This window comes from Streptomyces sp. NPDC004732, assembly GCF_040609235.1.
GTDB lineage: Bacteria > Actinomycetota > Actinomycetes > Streptomycetales > Streptomycetaceae > Streptomyces.
The window spans coordinates 1-16,048 of sequence record NZ_JBEXJR010000003.1 but is presented as its reverse complement, the minus strand read 5'-3'; the positions used below and the strand labels follow the sequence as shown (position 1 = coordinate 16,048).

General features: G+C 71.2%; 21 protein-coding genes and 1 riboswitch. Of the genes, 11 read left to right on the top strand and 10 right to left on the bottom strand.

Annotation, left to right across the window (positions count from 1 at the left end):
- Positions 1-9: 9 nt before the first annotated feature.
- The gene (locus ABZV77_RS09225) at positions 10-852 is read right to left on the bottom strand and encodes an ABC transporter ATP-binding protein (RefSeq protein ID WP_356252513.1); all 843 of its coding nucleotides are present in this window, start codon (positions 850-852) and stop codon (positions 10-12) included.
- Positions 853-1,016: 164 nt separating this feature from the next.
- Between ABZV77_RS09225 and ABZV77_RS09220 the strand changes: the two genes are divergently transcribed.
- Positions 1,017-1,265 carry an antitoxin gene (locus tag ABZV77_RS09220; RefSeq protein WP_356252510.1) on the top strand — a complete coding sequence of 83 codons (249 nt, stop codon included), beginning with the start codon at positions 1,017-1,019 and terminating at the stop codon, positions 1,263-1,265.
- A 4-nt stretch (positions 1,266-1,269) separates the two neighbouring features.
- Complete coding sequence (locus tag ABZV77_RS09215; protein ID WP_356252507.1) at positions 1,270-1,641, top strand: fic family toxin-antitoxin system, toxin component; 372 nt, start codon at positions 1,270-1,272, stop codon at positions 1,639-1,641.
- A 33-nt stretch (positions 1,642-1,674) separates the two neighbouring features.
- Here the strand turns inward: ABZV77_RS09215 and ABZV77_RS09210 are convergent, their stop codons facing one another.
- The 4 genes from ABZV77_RS09210 to bioB all read right to left on the bottom strand — a co-directional run bounded on the left by ABZV77_RS09210 (position 1,675) and on the right by bioB (position 5,715).
- Positions 1,675-2,346, bottom strand: coding sequence for a class I SAM-dependent methyltransferase (locus ABZV77_RS09210; protein WP_356252504.1), 672 nt, complete (start codon positions 2,344-2,346; stop codon positions 1,675-1,677).
- 154 nt (positions 2,347-2,500) lie between these two features.
- Positions 2,501-3,235 carry a dethiobiotin synthase gene (gene bioD / locus ABZV77_RS09205; protein ID WP_356252501.1) on the bottom strand — a complete coding sequence of 245 codons (735 nt, stop codon included), beginning with the start codon at positions 3,233-3,235 and terminating at the stop codon, positions 2,501-2,503.
- 1 nt (position 3,236) lies between these two features.
- Positions 3,237-4,526, bottom strand: a complete 1,290-nt coding sequence (locus tag ABZV77_RS09200) for an adenosylmethionine--8-amino-7-oxononanoate transaminase (RefSeq protein ID WP_356252498.1) — start codon at positions 4,524-4,526, stop codon at positions 3,237-3,239.
- Positions 4,519-5,715 (bottom strand): biotin synthase BioB, encoded by a 1,197-nt coding sequence (gene bioB / locus ABZV77_RS09195; protein ID WP_356252495.1) that lies wholly within the window; start codon positions 5,713-5,715, stop codon positions 4,519-4,521. Before bioB ends, ABZV77_RS09200 begins: the two co-directional genes overlap by 8 nt.
- A gap of 120 nt (positions 5,716-5,835) precedes the next feature.
- Here bioB and ABZV77_RS09190 point away from each other — a divergent pair, with 120 nt between their 5' ends.
- Complete coding sequence (locus ABZV77_RS09190) at positions 5,836-7,029, top strand: 8-amino-7-oxononanoate synthase (RefSeq protein WP_356252492.1); 1,194 nt, start codon at positions 5,836-5,838, stop codon at positions 7,027-7,029.
- 32 nt (positions 7,030-7,061) lie between these two features.
- On the opposite strand, the gene ABZV77_RS09185 is transcribed toward ABZV77_RS09190, so the two are convergent.
- Positions 7,062-7,286, bottom strand: coding sequence for a DUF397 domain-containing protein (locus ABZV77_RS09185; RefSeq protein ID WP_356252490.1), 225 nt, complete (start codon positions 7,284-7,286; stop codon positions 7,062-7,064).
- Positions 7,287-7,295: 9 nt separating this feature from the next.
- On the bottom strand, positions 7,296-8,159 hold the full coding sequence (locus ABZV77_RS09180; RefSeq protein WP_356252487.1) for a helix-turn-helix transcriptional regulator: 864 nt from the start codon (positions 8,157-8,159) through the stop codon (positions 7,296-7,298).
- A gap of 272 nt (positions 8,160-8,431) precedes the next feature.
- Between ABZV77_RS09180 and ABZV77_RS09175 the strand changes: the two genes are divergently transcribed.
- Positions 8,432-8,884 carry an ATP-binding protein gene (locus ABZV77_RS09175; protein WP_356252485.1) on the top strand — a complete coding sequence of 151 codons (453 nt, stop codon included), beginning with the start codon at positions 8,432-8,434 and terminating at the stop codon, positions 8,882-8,884.
- A 220-nt stretch (positions 8,885-9,104) separates the two neighbouring features.
- Here the strand turns inward: ABZV77_RS09175 and ABZV77_RS09170 are convergent, their stop codons facing one another.
- From ABZV77_RS09170 to ABZV77_RS09160, 3 genes are all read right to left on the bottom strand, one after another.
- Positions 9,105-9,578, bottom strand: coding sequence for a C40 family peptidase (locus ABZV77_RS09170; protein ID WP_356252482.1), 474 nt, complete (start codon positions 9,576-9,578; stop codon positions 9,105-9,107).
- 3 nt (positions 9,579-9,581) lie between these two features.
- Positions 9,582-9,758, bottom strand: a riboswitch (cyclic di-AMP (ydaO/yuaA leader).
- A gap of 368 nt (positions 9,759-10,126) precedes the next feature.
- Entirely contained in the window at positions 10,127-10,435 is a 309-nt protein-coding gene (locus ABZV77_RS09165; RefSeq protein WP_356252479.1) for a hypothetical protein, read from the bottom strand.
- Positions 10,436-10,442: 7 nt separating this feature from the next.
- Complete coding sequence (locus ABZV77_RS09160) at positions 10,443-11,078, bottom strand: ATP-dependent Clp protease proteolytic subunit (RefSeq protein WP_356252477.1); 636 nt, start codon at positions 11,076-11,078, stop codon at positions 10,443-10,445.
- Positions 11,079-11,207: 129 nt separating this feature from the next.
- On the opposite strand from ABZV77_RS09160, the gene ABZV77_RS09155 reads away from it, so the two are divergent.
- The 7 genes from ABZV77_RS09155 to ABZV77_RS09125 all read left to right on the top strand — a co-directional run.
- The gene (locus tag ABZV77_RS09155; protein WP_356252474.1) at positions 11,208-11,948 is read left to right on the top strand and encodes a GNAT family N-acetyltransferase; all 741 of its coding nucleotides are present in this window, start codon (positions 11,208-11,210) and stop codon (positions 11,946-11,948) included.
- A gap of 163 nt (positions 11,949-12,111) precedes the next feature.
- Positions 12,112-12,390, top strand: coding sequence for a type II toxin-antitoxin system Phd/YefM family antitoxin (locus ABZV77_RS09150; protein WP_356252471.1), 279 nt, complete (start codon positions 12,112-12,114; stop codon positions 12,388-12,390).
- Between the two features lie 280 nt (positions 12,391-12,670).
- On the top strand, positions 12,671-12,973 hold the full coding sequence (locus tag ABZV77_RS09145) for an urease subunit gamma (protein WP_356252468.1): 303 nt from the start codon (positions 12,671-12,673) through the stop codon (positions 12,971-12,973).
- 49 nt (positions 12,974-13,022) lie between these two features.
- Entirely contained in the window at positions 13,023-13,334 is a 312-nt protein-coding gene (locus ABZV77_RS09140) for an urease subunit beta (protein WP_306338787.1), read from the top strand.
- Positions 13,327-15,048 (top strand): urease subunit alpha, encoded by a 1,722-nt coding sequence (locus ABZV77_RS09135; RefSeq protein ID WP_356252465.1) that lies wholly within the window; start codon positions 13,327-13,329, stop codon positions 15,046-15,048. The genes ABZV77_RS09140 and ABZV77_RS09135 overlap by 8 nt, the downstream gene beginning before the upstream one ends.
- A 28-nt stretch (positions 15,049-15,076) precedes the next feature.
- Positions 15,077-15,751, top strand: a complete 675-nt coding sequence (locus ABZV77_RS09130) for an urease accessory UreF family protein (RefSeq protein WP_356252462.1) — start codon at positions 15,077-15,079, stop codon at positions 15,749-15,751.
- Positions 15,752-15,860: 109 nt separating this feature from the next.
- The coding region (locus ABZV77_RS09125) for a GTP-binding protein (protein ID WP_356252459.1) at positions 15,861-16,048 on the top strand (188 nt) is incomplete at its 3' end.

The window sequence follows — 16,048 nt, the reverse complement described above, 5'->3', positions numbered from 1 at the left end:
GCCCCCTGCTCAGCTCTGCTCGGACGGGCGGTCGGCGGGTGCGTGCGCTGGTTTCTCGGGTGCGTCGGGCGCCGCCGTGTGCAAGGAGTCGAACCGCTTCATGCGCTCCAGGACCGCATCCGCCGTCGGCCGCGCCATGTCGTCCACGATCCGCCCGTCGCCGAGGAAGAGGACCAGGTCGGAGTGGCCTGCCGCGCTCGGGTCGTGGGTCACCATCACCACGGTCTGGCCGAGCTGGTCCACCGCGTCGCGCAGGAAGCCCAGGACCTCGAGACCGGCCCGCGAGTCGAGGTTGCCCGTCGGCTCGTCGGCGAAGATCAGCTCGGGCTTCGCGGCGAGCGCCCGCGCGCAGGCCACCCGCTGCTGCTGACCGCCGGACAGCTGCGCCGGGCGGTGCTTCAGCCGGTCCCGCAGGCCCAGCGTGTCGATGACGTGCTCCAGCCAGTCGCGGTCGGGCCGCTGTCCCGCGATGTCCATCGGGAGCGTCATGTTCTCCAGGGCGTTGAGCGTGGGGATGAGGTTGAAGGACTGGAACATGAAGCCGATGCGGTCGCGCCGCAGCCGGGTCAGCTCGCGCTCCTTCAGGCCCGTGATCTCGGTGTCGCCGAGCCACACCTGGCCCGCCGACACGCTGTCGAGCCCGGCCAGGCAGTGCATCAGGGTGGACTTCCCCGACCCGGAAGGGCCCATGACGGCCGTGAAGCGCCCGCGTGCGATGTCCACGTCGACCGAGTCGAGGGCGAGGACGGTCGTCTCGCCGGAGCCGTACGCCTTGGTGAGGCCGCGAGCACGCGCGGCGATCCCGGCGGGCTCCGAACTGTCCGTGAACGGTGCCGAAGCAGGTGTGGACAAGGCGGCCTCCTGGGTTGTGGCCGTTCCAACTCCCGTATTGCCGCCGAGAGTAGTGGGGCTCCCCGGGTGTCCGGTATCCCTCCGAGGTCGGGCCCCGGAACGTATGTAAGGGGCATGGTCCTGGCGGTCTTGTCGTGCTAGCACTCCGGCGCTAGCTTGACGGTATGGCGAAGACTCAGCTGAACGTGCGGGTGGACGAGGACACCGCCCGGGCCGCGCGGGAGCGCGCCCTGGCCCGAGGAATGAGCGTCAATCGCTACATTGAAGAACTGGTCAAACAGGACGCAGGCGAAATCGGACACAGCTTCGTGGAGTCCGCCGCCGACTTCATGAAGCAGTACGAATCCGTCTTCGCCGAGGAGTTCGGCGTCGAGCGCGAGGGCAGCCGCCCGCTGCGTGAAGGTCGTCGCTGAGCCGTTGAACCTCAGAATCGACCTTGCCTGGCTCCTGATGATCGCCGAACACAAGACGCCCGGAGACCCCCAGGTCACCGACTGGGGCGCACTCGTCGCCGCCGTGAGCAGACACGAGGCGGAGATATTCGGCGCGCCCGTCTACGAAACGCCGCACGACCGCGCCGCCGCGCTCCTCCAGATCCTGCTCCACATCCCGGCGCTCGAACGCTCCAACGCCCTCTTCGCCTCCTCCGTCGCCTATGCCTACCTCGTCTCCAGCGGCCTGAAGGTCGTCACCTCGCCCGAGCAGGTGCGTGACCTCGCCCGGCTGGTGAAGGACGGCGGCGCGAGCGTGCACGCCATCGCCGACCAACTGCGCCAGTGGAGTCTGTGAGCCCGTCACGGGCCTGGCGCTGAGACCGGCACGTCAGGGAGCGTCGGGGCTGTACGCCGTACCGAGCACGCAGTACGACGTCGGCAGGCGCGGGCCCTTCGCGGGCACCAGCAGCCGCCGGTGCGCACCGAGCTCGAAACCCGCCTCGCGCAGCGCCCCGACCGTGTCCCGCGCGACGTGACAGCCGCCGAACAGGGGAGGCCACACCGTGCGGTCCAGGACGCGCTGGGCGCCCGCCATCAGCTTCCCCGGCGCCCTGCCGTGCTCGAAGAACCGCAGCTCACCGCCGGGCCTGAGCACTCTTCGGAGCTCGCCGAGCGCCCGCGGCACATCCCGCACACTGCACAGCACCAGCGAGACGACCGCCGCGTCGAACGCCTCGCTCTTGACGGGGAGCGCCTCTGCGGCGCCCGGCACGACGTCCACCGGCACATCCGCACGCAGGGCCGCGGACACCGCAAGCCGCCGCAGCAGCCGCTCCGGCTCGATCGCCACCACTTCGGAGACCGCGCCCGGGTAGTGCGCGAAGTTGAGCCCGTTGCCCGCCCCGACCTCGATGACCCGGCCGGAGAGACCGGCGAGCAGCTCCCGGCGATGGACGCCGATCACGGACTCGGCGGCCACGCTCTGCCGGGCGTAGAAGCGGGCGAAAACGGGGTGGTGCACGACGTCCCGGGACACGGGCTTGGCGGAGCGCGGCGACATGGGCCCTCCTCGGCGGAGCTCCTCGGCGGATCGGACGGTTACCCGTCATGGTGCCCCGGCGGCGGGCGGGCGACCCGGAAGGCCGGACGTGGCTCGCCGCCGCGCCCCTGGGCTGCCCGCCCCGCTGTCCTGCGCACTCCGTCGGTGCGCCCCGTCAGTGCACCAGCGTCCCTGGCGCCTCCCGTTCGGCGAAGGACGTCGCGTCCCACGTGCCGCCGAGCTCCGGCCCCAGCCAGCTCCTCGCCGCAGCACGGAAGTCGAAGCCGTCGAGCGCCCCGGCCCCTTCGGGGATGGCGCCGACCAGCGGTGTGCCCGCATCCTTCGGCAGGTCCGCGAGGTTGCAGCGGGACGCCAGGTCGGGGACGGCAGGCCAGCTGCCGACCAGCGGACCCAGTTGGCGCACGCCGCGGGCCCGCAGCGCCTCCGCCGTCAGGGCGGTCGTGTTGAGCGAGCCGAGGCCCGCCGACACCACCACCAGAACCGGCGCGCCGAGGAGCCGGGCGGCGTCCGCGAGGGTGCCGCCCTCGTCATCGAGACGCACGAGCAGACCGCCCGCCCCCTCGACCAGGACCAGGTCGTGCTCGGCCGCGAGCGCCGTCGCCGCGTCGGCCACCTCCTGCGGGTGGACCTGGGCGCGGCCGGACCGGCGCGCGGCCACGTCGGGCGCCAACGGCTCGGGGTAGCGGGCCAGCTCATGGGTGGTGAGGTCGCCGCCCGCGAGCCGCAGCACCTCCTGGACGTCGCCCGGGTCGCCGGAGGCCACCCCGGTCTGTGCCGGTTTGAGCACCGCGACGCTGCGCCCCGCCGCACGGGCTACGGCGGCCACGGCGGCCGTCGTCACCGTCTTGCCGATCTCCGTGCCCGTACCGGACACCACGATCACCGTCACGTCAGCCCTCCTTCGCCGCCGCGCACACCGCGCGCGCGATCCGTGCCACGTCGTCGTCGCCCGTGATGAACGGCGGCATCGTGTAGATCAGGTCGCGGAACGGCCGCACCCACACGCCCTCGCGCACCGCCGCCCGGGTCGCCGCGGCCATGTCCACCGGGTGGTCCAGCTGTACGACGCCGATCGCCCCGAGGACACGGACCTCCCGGACCGAAGGAAGGTCGGCCGCCTCGGCCAGGCCGTTGCGCAGCCCCGTCTCGATCCGCTTGACCTCGGTCTGCCAGTCCTGCCCGAGCAGCAGGTCGATCGAGGCACCGGCCACCGCGGCGGCCAGCGGGTTCCCCATGAACGTCGGGCCGTGCGCCAGGACGGGCACCTCGCCCTGCGAGATGCCGTCGGCGACGCGGGGCGTGCACAGCGTCGCCGCCATCGACAGATAGCCGCCGGTCAGGGCCTTGCCGACGCACATGACATCGGGTGTGACGCCCGCATGGTCGGCCGCGAACAGCGCGCCCGTGCGGCCGAAGCCCGTCGCGATCTCGTCGAACACGAGCAGGACGTCATGGGCGTCGCACGCCTCCCGCAGGGCGCGGAGGTAGCCGGGGGAGTGGAAGCGCATCCCGCCCGCGCCCTGCACCACCGGCTCGACGATCACCGCGGCCAGCTCGTCGGCGTGCCGCCCGATCAGCTCATGGAGGTGCTCGGCGTACGACTCCTCGTACGCGTCGAACCCGCTGGGCGGCGCGTCCGCGAACACCTGCTGCGGCAGGACGCCCTGCCACAGCTCGTGCATGCCCCCCTCGGGGTCGCACACGGCCATCGGCTGCCAGGTGTCGCCGTGGTAACCGCCGCGCCAGGTCAGCATCCGCTGCTTCTCGGGGCGGCCGAGCGAGCGCCAGTGCTGCAGGCACATCTTGACCGCGACCTCGACCGAGACGGAACCCGAGTCGGAGAGGAAGACGTGCTCCAGACCGTCGGGTGTCATGTCGACGAGGCGCTTGGCGAGCGAGACGGCGGGCTCGTGCGTGAGCCCGCCGAACATCACGTGGCTCACGCGGTCCAGCTGGCCGCGCACCGCCTCGTTGAGGACCGGGTGGTTGTAGCCGTGGATCGCCGACCACCAGGACGACATGCCGTCGATCAGCTCGCCCCCGCCGCCCGCCAGACGCATCCGGACGCCGCTCGCCGACTCGACGACCAGGGGTTCCTGACGGCCGGGCATCGGCCCGTAGGGGTGCCAGACGTGCTGCCGGTCGAGTGAGAGCAGATCCGTCGTGGAGAGGTCAGGCATTGGGGGCCAGATCCGTTCCCGCGCCCCGACGGCGTACCGCCACCAGGTCCGTACGCGCCGCGTTGGCATCCGGCACGGCCTCGGCCACGGGCTCCGCGGCGGGCTCACCGGACCCGCAGGGACCGCAGCCGCCGCCCCCGTGCGAGCCGCAGCCCCCGGCGTCCGCGGCGGCGGCCGCGGCGTCGACACGGTGCTCCGGCAGCGTCACCTGGTCCGTGCCCTCGATCTCGAATCCGGCGTCCGCGATCATCGCCAGATCGTCCTTGCCCGCCTGGCCCTCGCTGGTCAGGTAGTCGCCCAGGAAGATCGAGTTGGCGATGTTCAGGGCGAGCGGCTGCAGGGAGCGCAGATGCACCTCGCGGCCGCCCGCGATGCGCACCTCGATGTCGGGGCAGACGAAGCGGGCCATCGCGAGGATGCGCAGGCAGCGCTGGGGCGTGAGGTTCCACTCCTTGGCCAGCGGGGTGCCCTCGAAGGGGATCAGGAAGTTCACCGGCACCGAGTCCGGGTCGAGTTCGCGCAGCGAGAAGACGACGTCGACGAGGTCCTCGTCGCGCTCGCCCATCCCGGCGATCAGCCCCGAGCAGGCGGAGAGGCCCGCCGCGTGCGCCTTCTTGACGGTGTCGACACGGTCGGCGTAGGTGTGCGTCTTGGTGATGTCCGCGTACGTCGCTTCCGACGTGTTGAGGTTGTGGTTGTACGCGTCCGCGCCCGCGCCCCGCAGGCGCTCCGCCTGTCCGTCCGAGAGGAGTCCGAGGCAGGCGCACACCTCGACGCCCTCGTTCTGCTCCTTCACCGCCGCGATGGTCTGCGCCACCCGGTCGACGTCCCGGTCCGTCGGACCGCGGCCGCTGGCGACCAGGCACACCCGCTTTGCGCCGCCCGCGACCCCGGCCGCCGCGGCCTGCGAGGCCTCGTCGGGCTTCAGCCAGGTGTACTTGAGGATCTCGGCCTTGGAGCCGAGGCGCTGCGAACAGTACGAGCAGTCCTCGGGGCACAGGCCCGACTTGAGGTTGACCAGATAGTTGAGTTTCACCCGTCGCCCGAACCAGTGCCGCCGCACCTTCCCGGCGGCGGCCACTACGTCCAGGAGATCGTCGTCGGAGGTGGCCAGTACGGCCAGCGCCTCTTCGCGGGTCGGCAGCTCGCGCCGAAGCCCCTTTTCCACCAGCGTGTTCAGCAGGTCCATGGCGCTGATCCTTACGCACGGCAGCCTCCCCGGCCAAGGAGAGTTCGCACAACAGAAACGGTTTGAGGTGTGGGTATTGCCACACCCTGGCCAGGTGGTCCGGCGGCTAAGGTCTGTGCAATGTCTACAAACAGCCACCCCCTGACGGGCCCGTCCACCGCGCCGGACACCGCGTCGAGCGCGGCCTTCGGCTGGCTCGACGAGCAGGCGCGGCTGCGCGCGGACGCCGGACTCGTCCGCACCCTGCGCCCGCGCTCCGCGGACCCGGACGGCCTCCTCGATCTGGCGGGCAACGACTACCTGGGCCTGACCCGGCACCCGGAGGTCACCGAGGGTGCGGCGGCCGCGGCCCGGCGCTGGGGCGGCGGGGCCACCGGTTCGCGGCTCGTCACCGGCTCCACGGAGCTGCACGCCGAACTCGAGCGCGAGCTGGCCGAGTTCTGCGGCTTCGAGGCGGCCCTCGTCTTCTCCTCCGGTTACGCGGCTAACCTCGCCGCCGTCACCGCGCTCGCCCCGCACGGCACGCTCATCGTCTCCGACGCGGGCAACCACGCGTCGCTGATCGACGGGTGCCGTCTCGCACGCGGGACGACCCAGGTGGTGCCGCACGCCGACCCCGAGGCGGTGCGCAAGACGCTGGACGCCCACGACGGGCCCGCCGCGCTGGTGTCCGACTCGGTGTTCTCGGTGGACGGCGACATGGCGCCGCTCGCGGAACTCGCCACCGCCTGCCGGGAGTTCGGCGCCGGGCTGATCGTCGACGACGCCCACGGACTCGGGGTGCTCGGCGAGGGCGGCCGGGGCGCGCCGTACGCCGTGGGGCTCGCGGGGTCGGACGACACCGTGGCCACCCTCACCCTCTCCAAGTCCCTCGGCAGCCAGGGTGGTGCCGTGCTCGGCCCCGCCAAGGTCATCGAGCACCTGGTGAACGCGGCCCGCACCTTCATCTTCGACACGGGTCTCGCTCCTGCCGCGGTCGGCGCCGCGCTCGCGGCCCTGCGGCTGCTGCGCCGCGAGCCCGAACGTGCGGCGCGGGCCCGCGAGGTCGCGGCCGAGCTGCACCGGCAGCTCACGGCAGAAGGGCTTGCGGCGGTGCGTCCTGACGCGGCCGTGGTCTCCGTGCGCGCGCCGTCGCCGGAGCGGGCCGTGCGGTGGGCGGCCGACTGCCGGGCCGCGGGCCTGGCCGTGGGCTGCTTCAGGCCGCCGTCGGTGCCGGACGGCATCTCAAGGCTGCGGCTGACCGCCCGCGCGGATCTGACCGACGCACAGATCGCCGGTGCCGTACGGGTGATCAGCCGCAGTGCACACCGGTAGCGTGCCGGGCCCCTAAAAGGGCCGGAAACCGCTTACCGGATGCTGTTGAGGAACGACTCCCAGGGGCCGGGGGAGATGAGCAGGGCGGGCCCTGCGGTGTTCTTCGAGTCACGCACGGCGCACAGGCCGGTCAGCGGACCCGAGTCGAGTGTGGCGGTCTCGACACAGTTGTTCATTCCGTTGCTGTAGCTGCTGCGCTGCCACCGCGCACCTTGAAGTCTCGTGCTGGAAGGTACGTACCGAGGCATTGCGGTCATGGTGCCTCCTTACGCGCCGTCACATAGCCCGGCGATGAATTCCGTTGAGTCCTCGGGTGAGAGCGCTTGTACCTGAAGGGAAGTGAAGGCCTCCGAGTACGCCTGGAGGTCTTCTTTCCGTTCGAGGTAGAGGCTACTCGTCAAATGGTCGAGAACAACCACATCCAGATCAGCAATGTCCGGAAACGAAAAAATAACGAAAGAACCGATCAGACCTACATGCTCACCGGCGGCGAACGGCAGTACCTGCAGCTGGACATGAGGCAGGAGGGTCGCCTGTCGCAACCGGATCAGCTGCTCGGCGAGCACCTCCTCCCCGCCCACCGGCCGCCGCAGCACCGCCTCGTCCATGACCACGCTCAGGCGCAGCGGCGGATCCGCGCGCAGCACGTCCTGACGGGCGAGCCGGACCTCCACCAGCGCGTCGACCTGCTTCTCCGGCAGCCCGCCGAGCGCGGCCCGGGTCACCGCCCGCGCGTAGTCGGGCGTCTGCAACAGGCCCGGCACCACGGTGGTTTCGAGCGTGCGCACCCAGCGTGCCTGTGACTCCAGGCTGATGAAGTCGCGGTAGGTGGCAGGCAGCAGATCGCGGTACGCCTTCCACCAGTGGTGGCGGCCCGCCCCCGGGTCGTCGGCGCCCGTGAAGGCTATGAGGAGCTCGCTGAGCTGCGGGTCCTCGACCTGGTAGACGTCCAGGAGCAGCCGCACGTCGGCGGCCTTCACACCGCTGCGTCCTGTCTCGATCCGGCTCACCTTGGACTGGTGCCAGCCCGCCCTGGCGGCGGCCTCACTGCTGGTGAGTCCGGCGTTCAAGCGCAGCGCGCGCAGTTCGGCACCGAGCTGACGACGGCGCACCGCGGGGCCGTACTGCATGCCCGTCTCCTTCCGGACGGAGCCGTCGGATATCCCGGCGGCGGGGCGGGGCAGTAGGCGAGATTAGAGGAAGTACCGGTCCCACGCCCAAATACGGTCTGCCGTAGCAGAGTTCACCGCTTCGAGCGACAGATATATGCACATCTCGGTGGATCGCCACCCGTGACCGGCCAAGGAGTGGCAGGCTGGCGCGAAGCACCAGTCCGGGACTGTCCTCGAGTCATCCGCCGCGGGTCGGAGACCAGTCCCGGTGGGAAAGGGACAGCGCCGCCATGGCAGACCACCAGGAAGCCTCCGTCACCCTGCCGAGCGATCCTGCCTCGGTCCCCGCCGCCCGGAAATACGTCTCGCGCGTGCTCGTGGAATGGGGCCTGCCCGGTGACGCCGAGGTGGCCGACACGATCAGACTGATCGTCTCCGAGCTCGCGACCAACGCCGTGCAGCACACCTTGGGCCAGTCGCCCACCTTCACGGTCGACGTCGAACTCGAACGAGACGAGCACCTGAGGATCGGAGTCACCGACAGCCACCCGCGCTACCCCAAGCGCCTCCCCGCGGCCGTCCAGCAGGACAACGGCCGGGGTATGGTGATCATCCGCTGGCTGACCGCCGAGTGCGGCGGCAGGCTCTCGGTCAGTCCCACCGACGAGGGGGGCAAGACCGTGTGGATCGCGCTGCCGTGGCGCGCACCGGTCCGGCGCAAGGACCGCGACGCCACGCACTGACCGGGGTGTGCCCCGGCCGGGCCATCGGAATCGACACCGTCAGCGGTGCCGCTCTCCGCGCTAGGGGCAGCGTCGTGGCATAGGTGCCGCGCTGCACCGCGTCGAGCGAGGGAGACCGCGGGCTGAAGTCGTCGGACATCCCGCACGGGTGTCCCCGAGGGCGCGCTCCAAGCACCGGCAGCTGACGGAGCGGGGAGCGCGCCGGACCGGGCGCGGTGGGTCAGCGGACCCTGCCGTACCAGACGCTCTTGGTCCAGATCTTCTCCAGGCGGACCACGGTCCCCCTCTTGGGGGCGTGCCAGATGCGGTTGTTACCCGCGTAGATCCCGACGTGGTACACGTTCCGGCCGGAGTGGAAGAACACCAGGTCGCCGCGGGTCCGCTGGGACCTGGAGACGTGCTTGGTCTTGTTGTACTGCGCGGCGGCGGTGCGCGGCAGCTTCTTGCCCGTCTTCTTGAACGAGTAGAGCGTCAGCCCCGAGCAGTCGAACCGGTTGGGCCCTGCCGACCCGTAGCCGTACGGGGAGCCCTTCTTGGACGCCGCGATCTTGAGCGCCTTCGTCCCGTGAGTGGCTGCCTGGGCCTCCGACGCGAGCCCGGGGGCCAGGACGGTGCCGCCTACGACGGCGAGCGTGAGGACCGATGCGGCACCGGTCCTGCTGAGCAGCGACGGAACATGATTCAGCGCAGTCATGCGCAACCCTTCGTCAGCCGCCTGTGAAAGATGACCTGTCGGGTTCGGGCAGGCGAAGATGCCCGGCCGCGTCGTGCTCTGCGGCTTCACCCCAAGGGCGTCGTCCGGACTGTCCGGACGGGCCCGTCGTACCTGGGTCCTCCACTCCTGCCGTTGCACAGATGTCGACCGGTCATCCGGGTGGCGGCAGGACTCGGCGTCCGCCCGGACCGCCCCGCCGCTGTGGCGGGGGCTTGTCGTCGGAAGGGATCTTGACCCGACATGGGCCAAAAAACCGAGCCGAAACGGCGTTTTGTGAGGCTCCTCACGACTGACCTGTTCAGGTGGACACTGCCGAAATCGTCGCGTTGGCACGTGGTCCGACGACGGTTCGACCAGCACCGGAATGCATAATTCCGCCGGTGCTCTACTCGCTCGACGCAACTTTCGTCGGTGCGGACGACGACGTCTTCCTACGCCGTCCGAGGTAGCCCGACTGGTCCGTTTCGAAGTGGCCCCGGACGTCACGGTGTCCGGGACGGGGCGGGGCGGGGCGGGTCGGCGGGGGCTCAGCCGCTCTGCGGGGGCGGCACGGTGATCCGCCCGGCCCGCCGCTCGCCGTCGAGGACGCGCAGCGCCTGGGCGAGGGTCCGCGCGTGCACTTCGCTCTCGCCGCGCTGGTGCATGAGGGCGAGCGCGTCCCGCAGGGCACTCGCCCGGCCGACGAGGGCCTGGGCGGCGCGGAGTCCGCCGTAGGTGTGCTCGGCGCGGGCCGGATTGATCCGGCCGAGCAGGTCGACGACTTCGAGATAGCGGTCGATCAGCTCCGCCTCGGCGCGGGTCAGCGCGGGCAGCGGCGGCAGTTCGGGCGGCAGCATCGGCGGGTCACCTCGGGTCCCGGGCGGCGAGCGAGGTCTTGCGGCTCGGAATGATCCGGTCCACGAGTCCGTACGCCAGGGCGGCCGGGGCGTCGAGGATCTTGTCCCGCTCGATGTCCGCGGTGATCCGCTCCTGGCTCTGCCCGGTGTGGCGTGCGAGCAGTTCTTCCAGGAGGCGCCGTGTGCGCAGCAGTTCGTCGGCCTGGATCGCGAGGTCCGAGGCCTGGCCCCGGACCGGTTCGCCGATGGCGGGCTGGTGGATCAGGACGCGCGCGCCGGGCAGCGCGAACCGCTTGCCCGGCGTGCCTGCGGCGAGCAGGACGGCGGCCGTCGAGGCGGCCTGGCCCAGGCAGGTCGTCTCCACGTCACAGCTGACGAACTGCATCGTGTCGTAGATCGCGGTCATCGCGCTGAACGAGCCGCCGGGGGAGTTGATGTACAGCGAGATGTCGCGGTCCGGCGCCTGGTATTCGAGGTGCATGAACTGCGCCATCACGTCGTTCGCCGAGGTGGCGTCGATGGGGGTGCCGAGGAAGACGATCCGCTCTTCGAGGAGCTTGGAGTACGGATCCATGGTCCGCGTCCCCGACGTGGTGCGTTCGGTGAACTCGGGCAGGACGTAACGGGCAGACGGACGATTCATGGCACGCCTCTCTTCCTCCGGTCGCTGTGCGGCCCGGTCTCTGTAAAAAATGTACAGGACGTACGTTCCGTCAGGAGAGTGGAGCCGGGATGTGTTCTCGTCCGGGGCGCCGCGTACCCTCTCCGAGGCATGGAACGGAGCAGCGGCGAGCGAGAGTTACTGGCCCTCGAAGTGGACGTCGTCCACGGCCTCGGGCCGGGCGAGGGCGACGGGGCGCTGAGGGTGGCCGACCCGTCGGTGCGGGCGGTGGTGGCCTGGTCGCCGGGTGCGCGTGTGCTGGCGCTGGGCGCGGAGGGCCCTGACGTCCTGCGTGCTGCCGACGGATTCGGTGATCTTGGTGACATGGGGCAGGCGTACGCGCCGGGTGAGCCGCCGGATGTCCTGGTGCGGATCTCCGCCGCCTGTACGGCCGCCGGTGACCGGGCCTCGCTCCGGGGCGGCCCCTGCTTCACCTTCCCCGAACGGCTCGCCGCGGACTTTCCGTCGCCGCTGCCCCTGCTGCTCTCGGATGCGGAAGGGCGCGCTGCCGCAAGGGAGTTGACCCGCCCGGACAACTGGCGGCCCGGCGAGTGGGCGGAGCTGATCTCCGGTGCGGCGGGGGAGTGGGCGATGGCCGTGCACGACGGTTCGCCCGTGTCGATCTGTCACACCCCGGCCGCCAACGCCCGCGCGGCGGAGGCTGGAATCTGGACCCGGGCGGACTTCCGGGGTCGCGGCCTCGCCCCCGCCGCGGTCGCCGCCTGGTCCCGCCGTGCGCGCCGCGACAAGCAGGTGCTCTTCTACAGCACCACGGCCGACAACCACGCCTCCCGCTCGGTGGCCCGCACCCTGGGCCTCGCGCCGCTGGGCTGGATCTGGACGGTGCGCTGAGCCCCTGCTCCGTCCCGGGTCGCCGAACTCGTCAGGGTGGACTTCATGGCGCCCGGTTGACGCCCGGCCTCGCGCGCTCCCGCGGAGTTCGCCGCACAGCTTCACTGCTCAGCGAGGCCCCGGCCACCGGATCGGGGCGAGGTGCGGCGTTTAAGCTGAATCCATGGCCTACGAGATTCCGGTGACGCAAGCCCGTGCAGAGCTCGCCGAGCTGATCAACCGTGTCGTCTACGGCGGCGAGCGCGTCGTCGTCACCCGGCACGGCAAGCCGCTCGTGGCGCTCGTCTCCGCCGCCGACCTGGAGCGCCTCGAAGCGCTCGCGGACGCCTCGGAGGAGCGGACGGTCAGCACGGTCACCTCCATCGGGTCCGCGACGCCCACCTCTTCGGAGCGGCAGCGGTTCGGCATCGCGGCCGAGCACCGCGGTCCCCACGCCACGTAAGAGATCCGTCGGTGCCTCGCGCCGCACCCAGGGTATCGAAAGTTGCCCAGGGCATCGAAAGGTATGGCGTAGGCCAGTAGACGGTCATGCGACGGTCAATGACTGGTTAACCTCGTTGAAACTCCTCCCAACTACCCTCCCGTGCCACGCCACCAGCGGTTTCTCTATCCGGGGTGCGCAAGATCGTGCGCATTCGCTGTGTGTTACATCTATATCCGTCGCGGTGGCCGCGGCAGCCGGACCCCGCATGGTTCGGAGCGAGGACTGTGAGGTGGGACGCGTGCGACTGACCCCGCACGAGCAGGAGAGACTGCTCATTCATGTGGCTGCTGACGTGGCCGAGAAGCGAAGGGCGCGGGGACTGCTGCTCAATCACCCCGAGGCGATCGCCCTCATCACCTCCCACATCCTCGAGGGCGCCCGCGACGGCCGTACCGTCGCCGAGCTGATGTCCTCGGGGCGGCGGATCCTCACCCGTGACGACGTCATGGAGGGCATCGCGGAGATGATCCACGACGTACAGGTCGAGGCCACCTTCCCGGACGGCACCAAGCTCGTCACCGTCCACGAGCCGATCGTCTGACGGGAGTTCACGCCTCATGCATGCCGCATCGCACGGCACCGGACGAGGGCTGATCCCCGGAGAGATCCTCTTCGCGGACGAGCCCGTCCCCTTCAACGAGAACCGCGAGGTCACCCGCCTCACCGTCCTCAACGCCGCCGACCGGCCCGTCCAGGTCGGCTCCCACTACCACTTCGCCGAGGCCAACCCGGGGCTTGACTTCGACCGCGGCGCCGCGCACGGAAAGCGGCTCAACATCGCCGCCGGAACCGCCGTGCGCTTCGAGCCCGGAATCCCTGTCGACGTCGAACTCGTCCCGCTGGCCGGCAAGCGCATCGTGCCCGGTCTGCGCGGCGAGACCGGAGGTGCCCTCGATGCCTGAGCTGTCCCGTGCCGCGTACGCCGATCTGTTCGGCCCCACGACCGGCGACCGGATCCGGCTCGCCGACACCGACCTCCTGGTCGAGATCGAGGAGGACCGCTCGGGCGGCCCCGGACGCTCCGGCGACGAGTCGGTGTTCGGCGGCGGCAAGGTCATCCGCGAGTCGATGGGCCAGTCCCGCACCACCCGCGCCGAAGGCGCCCCCGACACCGTCATCACCGGCGCCGTGATCATCGACCACTGGGGCATCGTCAAGGCCGACATAGGCATCCGCGACGGCCGCATCACCGGCATCGGCAAGTCCGGCAACCCGGACACCATGGACGGCGTCCACCCCGATCTCGTCATCGGCCCCGAGACCGAGGTCATCGCGGGCAACGGCAAGATCCTCACCGCGGGCGGCATCGACACCCACATCCACTTCATCTCGCCGACCATCATCGACGAGGCGCTGGCCTCCGGCGTCACCACGCTCTTCGGCGGCGGCACGGGACCCGCCGAGGGCAGCAAGGCGACGACCATCACGCCCGGCGCCTGGCACCTGTCCCGGATGTTCGCGGCGCTGGAGTCCAGCCCGGTCAACATCGGCTTCCTCGGCAAGGGCAACACGGTCAACGCCGAGTCGATGCACGCCCAGCTCCGCGCGGGCGCCGTCAGCTTCAAGATCCACGAGGACTGGGGCGCGACGCCCGCCACCATCGACGCCTGTCTGAACGTCTGCGAGGAGACCGGCGCCCAACTCGCGGTCCACACCGACACGCTGAACGAGGCGGGCTTCATCGACGCCACGTTCGACGCCGTCGCGGGCCGCACCCTGCACGCCTTCCACGTCGAGGGCGCGGGCGGCGGGCACGCTCCCGACATGATCACGGCGGTCTCGCTGCCCAACATGCTGCCGAGCTCCACCAACCCCACCCGGCCGCACACCGTCAACACCGTCGAGGAGCACCTCGACATGCTGATGGTCTGCCACCACCTGAACCCGGCGGTCCCCGAGGACCTCGCCTTCGCCGAGTCCCGCATCCGGCCCAGCACGATCGGGGCGGAGGACATCCTCCACGACCTCGGCGCCATCTCGATCATGTCCTCGGACTCCCAGGCCATGGGGCGCATCGGTGAAGTGATCATGCGCACGTGGCAGACCGCGCACGTCATGAAGAAGCGCCGCGGCCTTCTGCCGGGAGACATCCGCGCCGACAACCGCCGCGCACGTCGCTATGTCGCCAAATACACGATCAACGCGGCCGTCGCCCAGGGCATCGACCACGAGCTCGGCTCGGTCGAGTCGGGCAAGCTCGCCGACCTGGTGCTGTGGGAACCGGCGTTCTTCGGCGTCAAGCCGCAGCTCGTCCTCAAGGGCGGCCAGATCGCCTACGCACAGATGGGCGACGCCAACGCCTCCATCCCGACCCCGCAGCCCGTCCTGCCCCGACGGATGTACGGGGCATACGGCAAGGCCCCGGCCCTGAACTCGGTCAACTTCGTGACGCAGTCGGCGCTGGACGACGGCCTGCCGGAGCGCCTCGGCCTCGACAAGCCGTTCGCCGCGATCCGCTCCACCCGCGGCCGCAGCAAGGCCGACATGCGCGAGAACGACGCGCTGCCCCGGGTCGAGGTCGCCGCCGACAGCTTCGCCGTCACCATCGACGGTGAACTCGTCGAACCGTCACCGGCCGCCGAACTGCCGCTCGCGCAGCGGTACTTCCTCTTCTGACGGCCCCGAACAGCCTGGCGACGATCACATGTCACGAGCAGCACTCCTCGTCCTGGCCGACGGCCGCTTCCCCGCCGGTGGGCACGCCCACTCCGGCGGGGCCGAGGCGGCCGTCAAGGCGGGCCGCATCACCGGCGCGGCCAGCCTGGAGGCCTTCTGCCGGGGTCGGCTGCACACCTCCGGCCTCGTGTCGGCCGCACTGGCGGCGGCCGCCGCCCTGGGCATCGACCCTGGTGACCTGGACGCGGCGGCCGACGCCCGCACGCCATCGGCCGCGCTGCGCCATGCCGCGCGGCGCCTCGGCAGACAGATGGCGCGGGCCGCCCGCGCCACCTGGCCCCACCCCGAACTCGACGCACTGGCAAAGCAGTTCCCCAAGGGGACGCACCAGCCCGTCGTCCTCGGACTCGCCGCCCGCGCCGCCGGGCTCGGTCCCGAGGACGCCGCGTACTGCTCGGCGTACGAAGGGATCAGCGGCCCCGCGACCGCCACCGTCCGGCTCCTCAGCCTCGACCCCTTCGACGCCACGGCGGTCCTGGCCCGGCTCGCCCCGGACGTCGACCACGTGGCGCTCCGGGCGGCCGAGGCCGCGAGACGCGCCGTCGACGAGGGCGTCGACGCGCTGCCCGCGGCCTCCGCGCCGCTCCTGGAGATCAGCGCGGAGGCACATGCGGCCTGGCCCGTGCGGCTCTTCGCGTCCTAGCGGCGCGTCTTGGCGGCGAGTCCTTGCGGCGCTTCCTGGCGGCGACACGACTCGACTCATCCACTCCCGTACGACTGGCAACACCGGCACCACCTGAAGGAGTAGAAGCATGCACCTCGACCACTCCCACGACGGCCCCGCCGCCGTATCCGCCGACGCCCACCGTCCCGACGGAAGCCGCCGCGCCCTGCGCATAGGGCTGGGCGGCCCGGTCGGTTCCGGCAAGACCGCGACCGTCGCCGCGCTCTGCCGCGACCTGCGCGACGAACTGTCCCTCGCCGTCGTCACCAACGACAT

Excerpts from the sequence above, each read along its gene's own strand:
- ABZV77_RS09180 (WP_356252487.1), bottom strand. The coding sequence starts at position 8,159 with ATGCAGTACGGCCCCGCGGTGCGCCGTCGTCAGCTCGGTGCCGAACTG.
- ABZV77_RS09210 (WP_356252504.1), bottom strand. The coding sequence starts at position 2,346 with ATGTCGCCGCGCTCCGCCAAGCCCGTGTCCCGGGACGTCGTGCACCAC.
- ABZV77_RS09160 (WP_356252477.1), bottom strand. The coding sequence starts at position 11,078 with ATGAATCGTCCGTCTGCCCGTTACGTCCTGCCCGAGTTCACCGAACGC.
- ABZV77_RS09130 (WP_356252462.1), top strand. The coding sequence starts at position 15,077 with ATGTCACGAGCAGCACTCCTCGTCCTGGCCGACGGCCGCTTCCCCGCC.
- ABZV77_RS09165 (WP_356252479.1), bottom strand. The coding sequence starts at position 10,435 with ATGCTGCCGCCCGAACTGCCGCCGCTGCCCGCGCTGACCCGCGCCGAG.
- ABZV77_RS09175 (WP_356252485.1), top strand. The coding sequence starts at position 8,432 with ATGGCAGACCACCAGGAAGCCTCCGTCACCCTGCCGAGCGATCCTGCC.
- ABZV77_RS09135 (WP_356252465.1), top strand. The coding sequence starts at position 13,327 with ATGCCTGAGCTGTCCCGTGCCGCGTACGCCGATCTGTTCGGCCCCACG.
- ABZV77_RS09170 (WP_356252482.1), bottom strand. The coding sequence starts at position 9,578 with ATGACTGCGCTGAATCATGTTCCGTCGCTGCTCAGCAGGACCGGTGCC.
- ABZV77_RS09155 (WP_356252474.1), top strand. The coding sequence starts at position 11,208 with ATGGAACGGAGCAGCGGCGAGCGAGAGTTACTGGCCCTCGAAGTGGAC.
- ABZV77_RS09150 (WP_356252471.1), top strand. The coding sequence starts at position 12,112 with ATGGCCTACGAGATTCCGGTGACGCAAGCCCGTGCAGAGCTCGCCGAG.
- ABZV77_RS09220 (WP_356252510.1), top strand. The coding sequence starts at position 1,017 with ATGGCGAAGACTCAGCTGAACGTGCGGGTGGACGAGGACACCGCCCGG.
- bioB (WP_356252495.1), bottom strand. The coding sequence starts at position 5,715 with ATGGACCTGCTGAACACGCTGGTGGAAAAGGGGCTTCGGCGCGAGCTG.
- ABZV77_RS09200 (WP_356252498.1), bottom strand. The coding sequence starts at position 4,526 with ATGCCTGACCTCTCCACGACGGATCTGCTCTCACTCGACCGGCAGCAC.
- ABZV77_RS09190 (WP_356252492.1), top strand. The coding sequence starts at position 5,836 with ATGTCTACAAACAGCCACCCCCTGACGGGCCCGTCCACCGCGCCGGAC.
- ABZV77_RS09185 (WP_356252490.1), bottom strand. The coding sequence starts at position 7,286 with ATGACCGCAATGCCTCGGTACGTACCTTCCAGCACGAGACTTCAAGGT.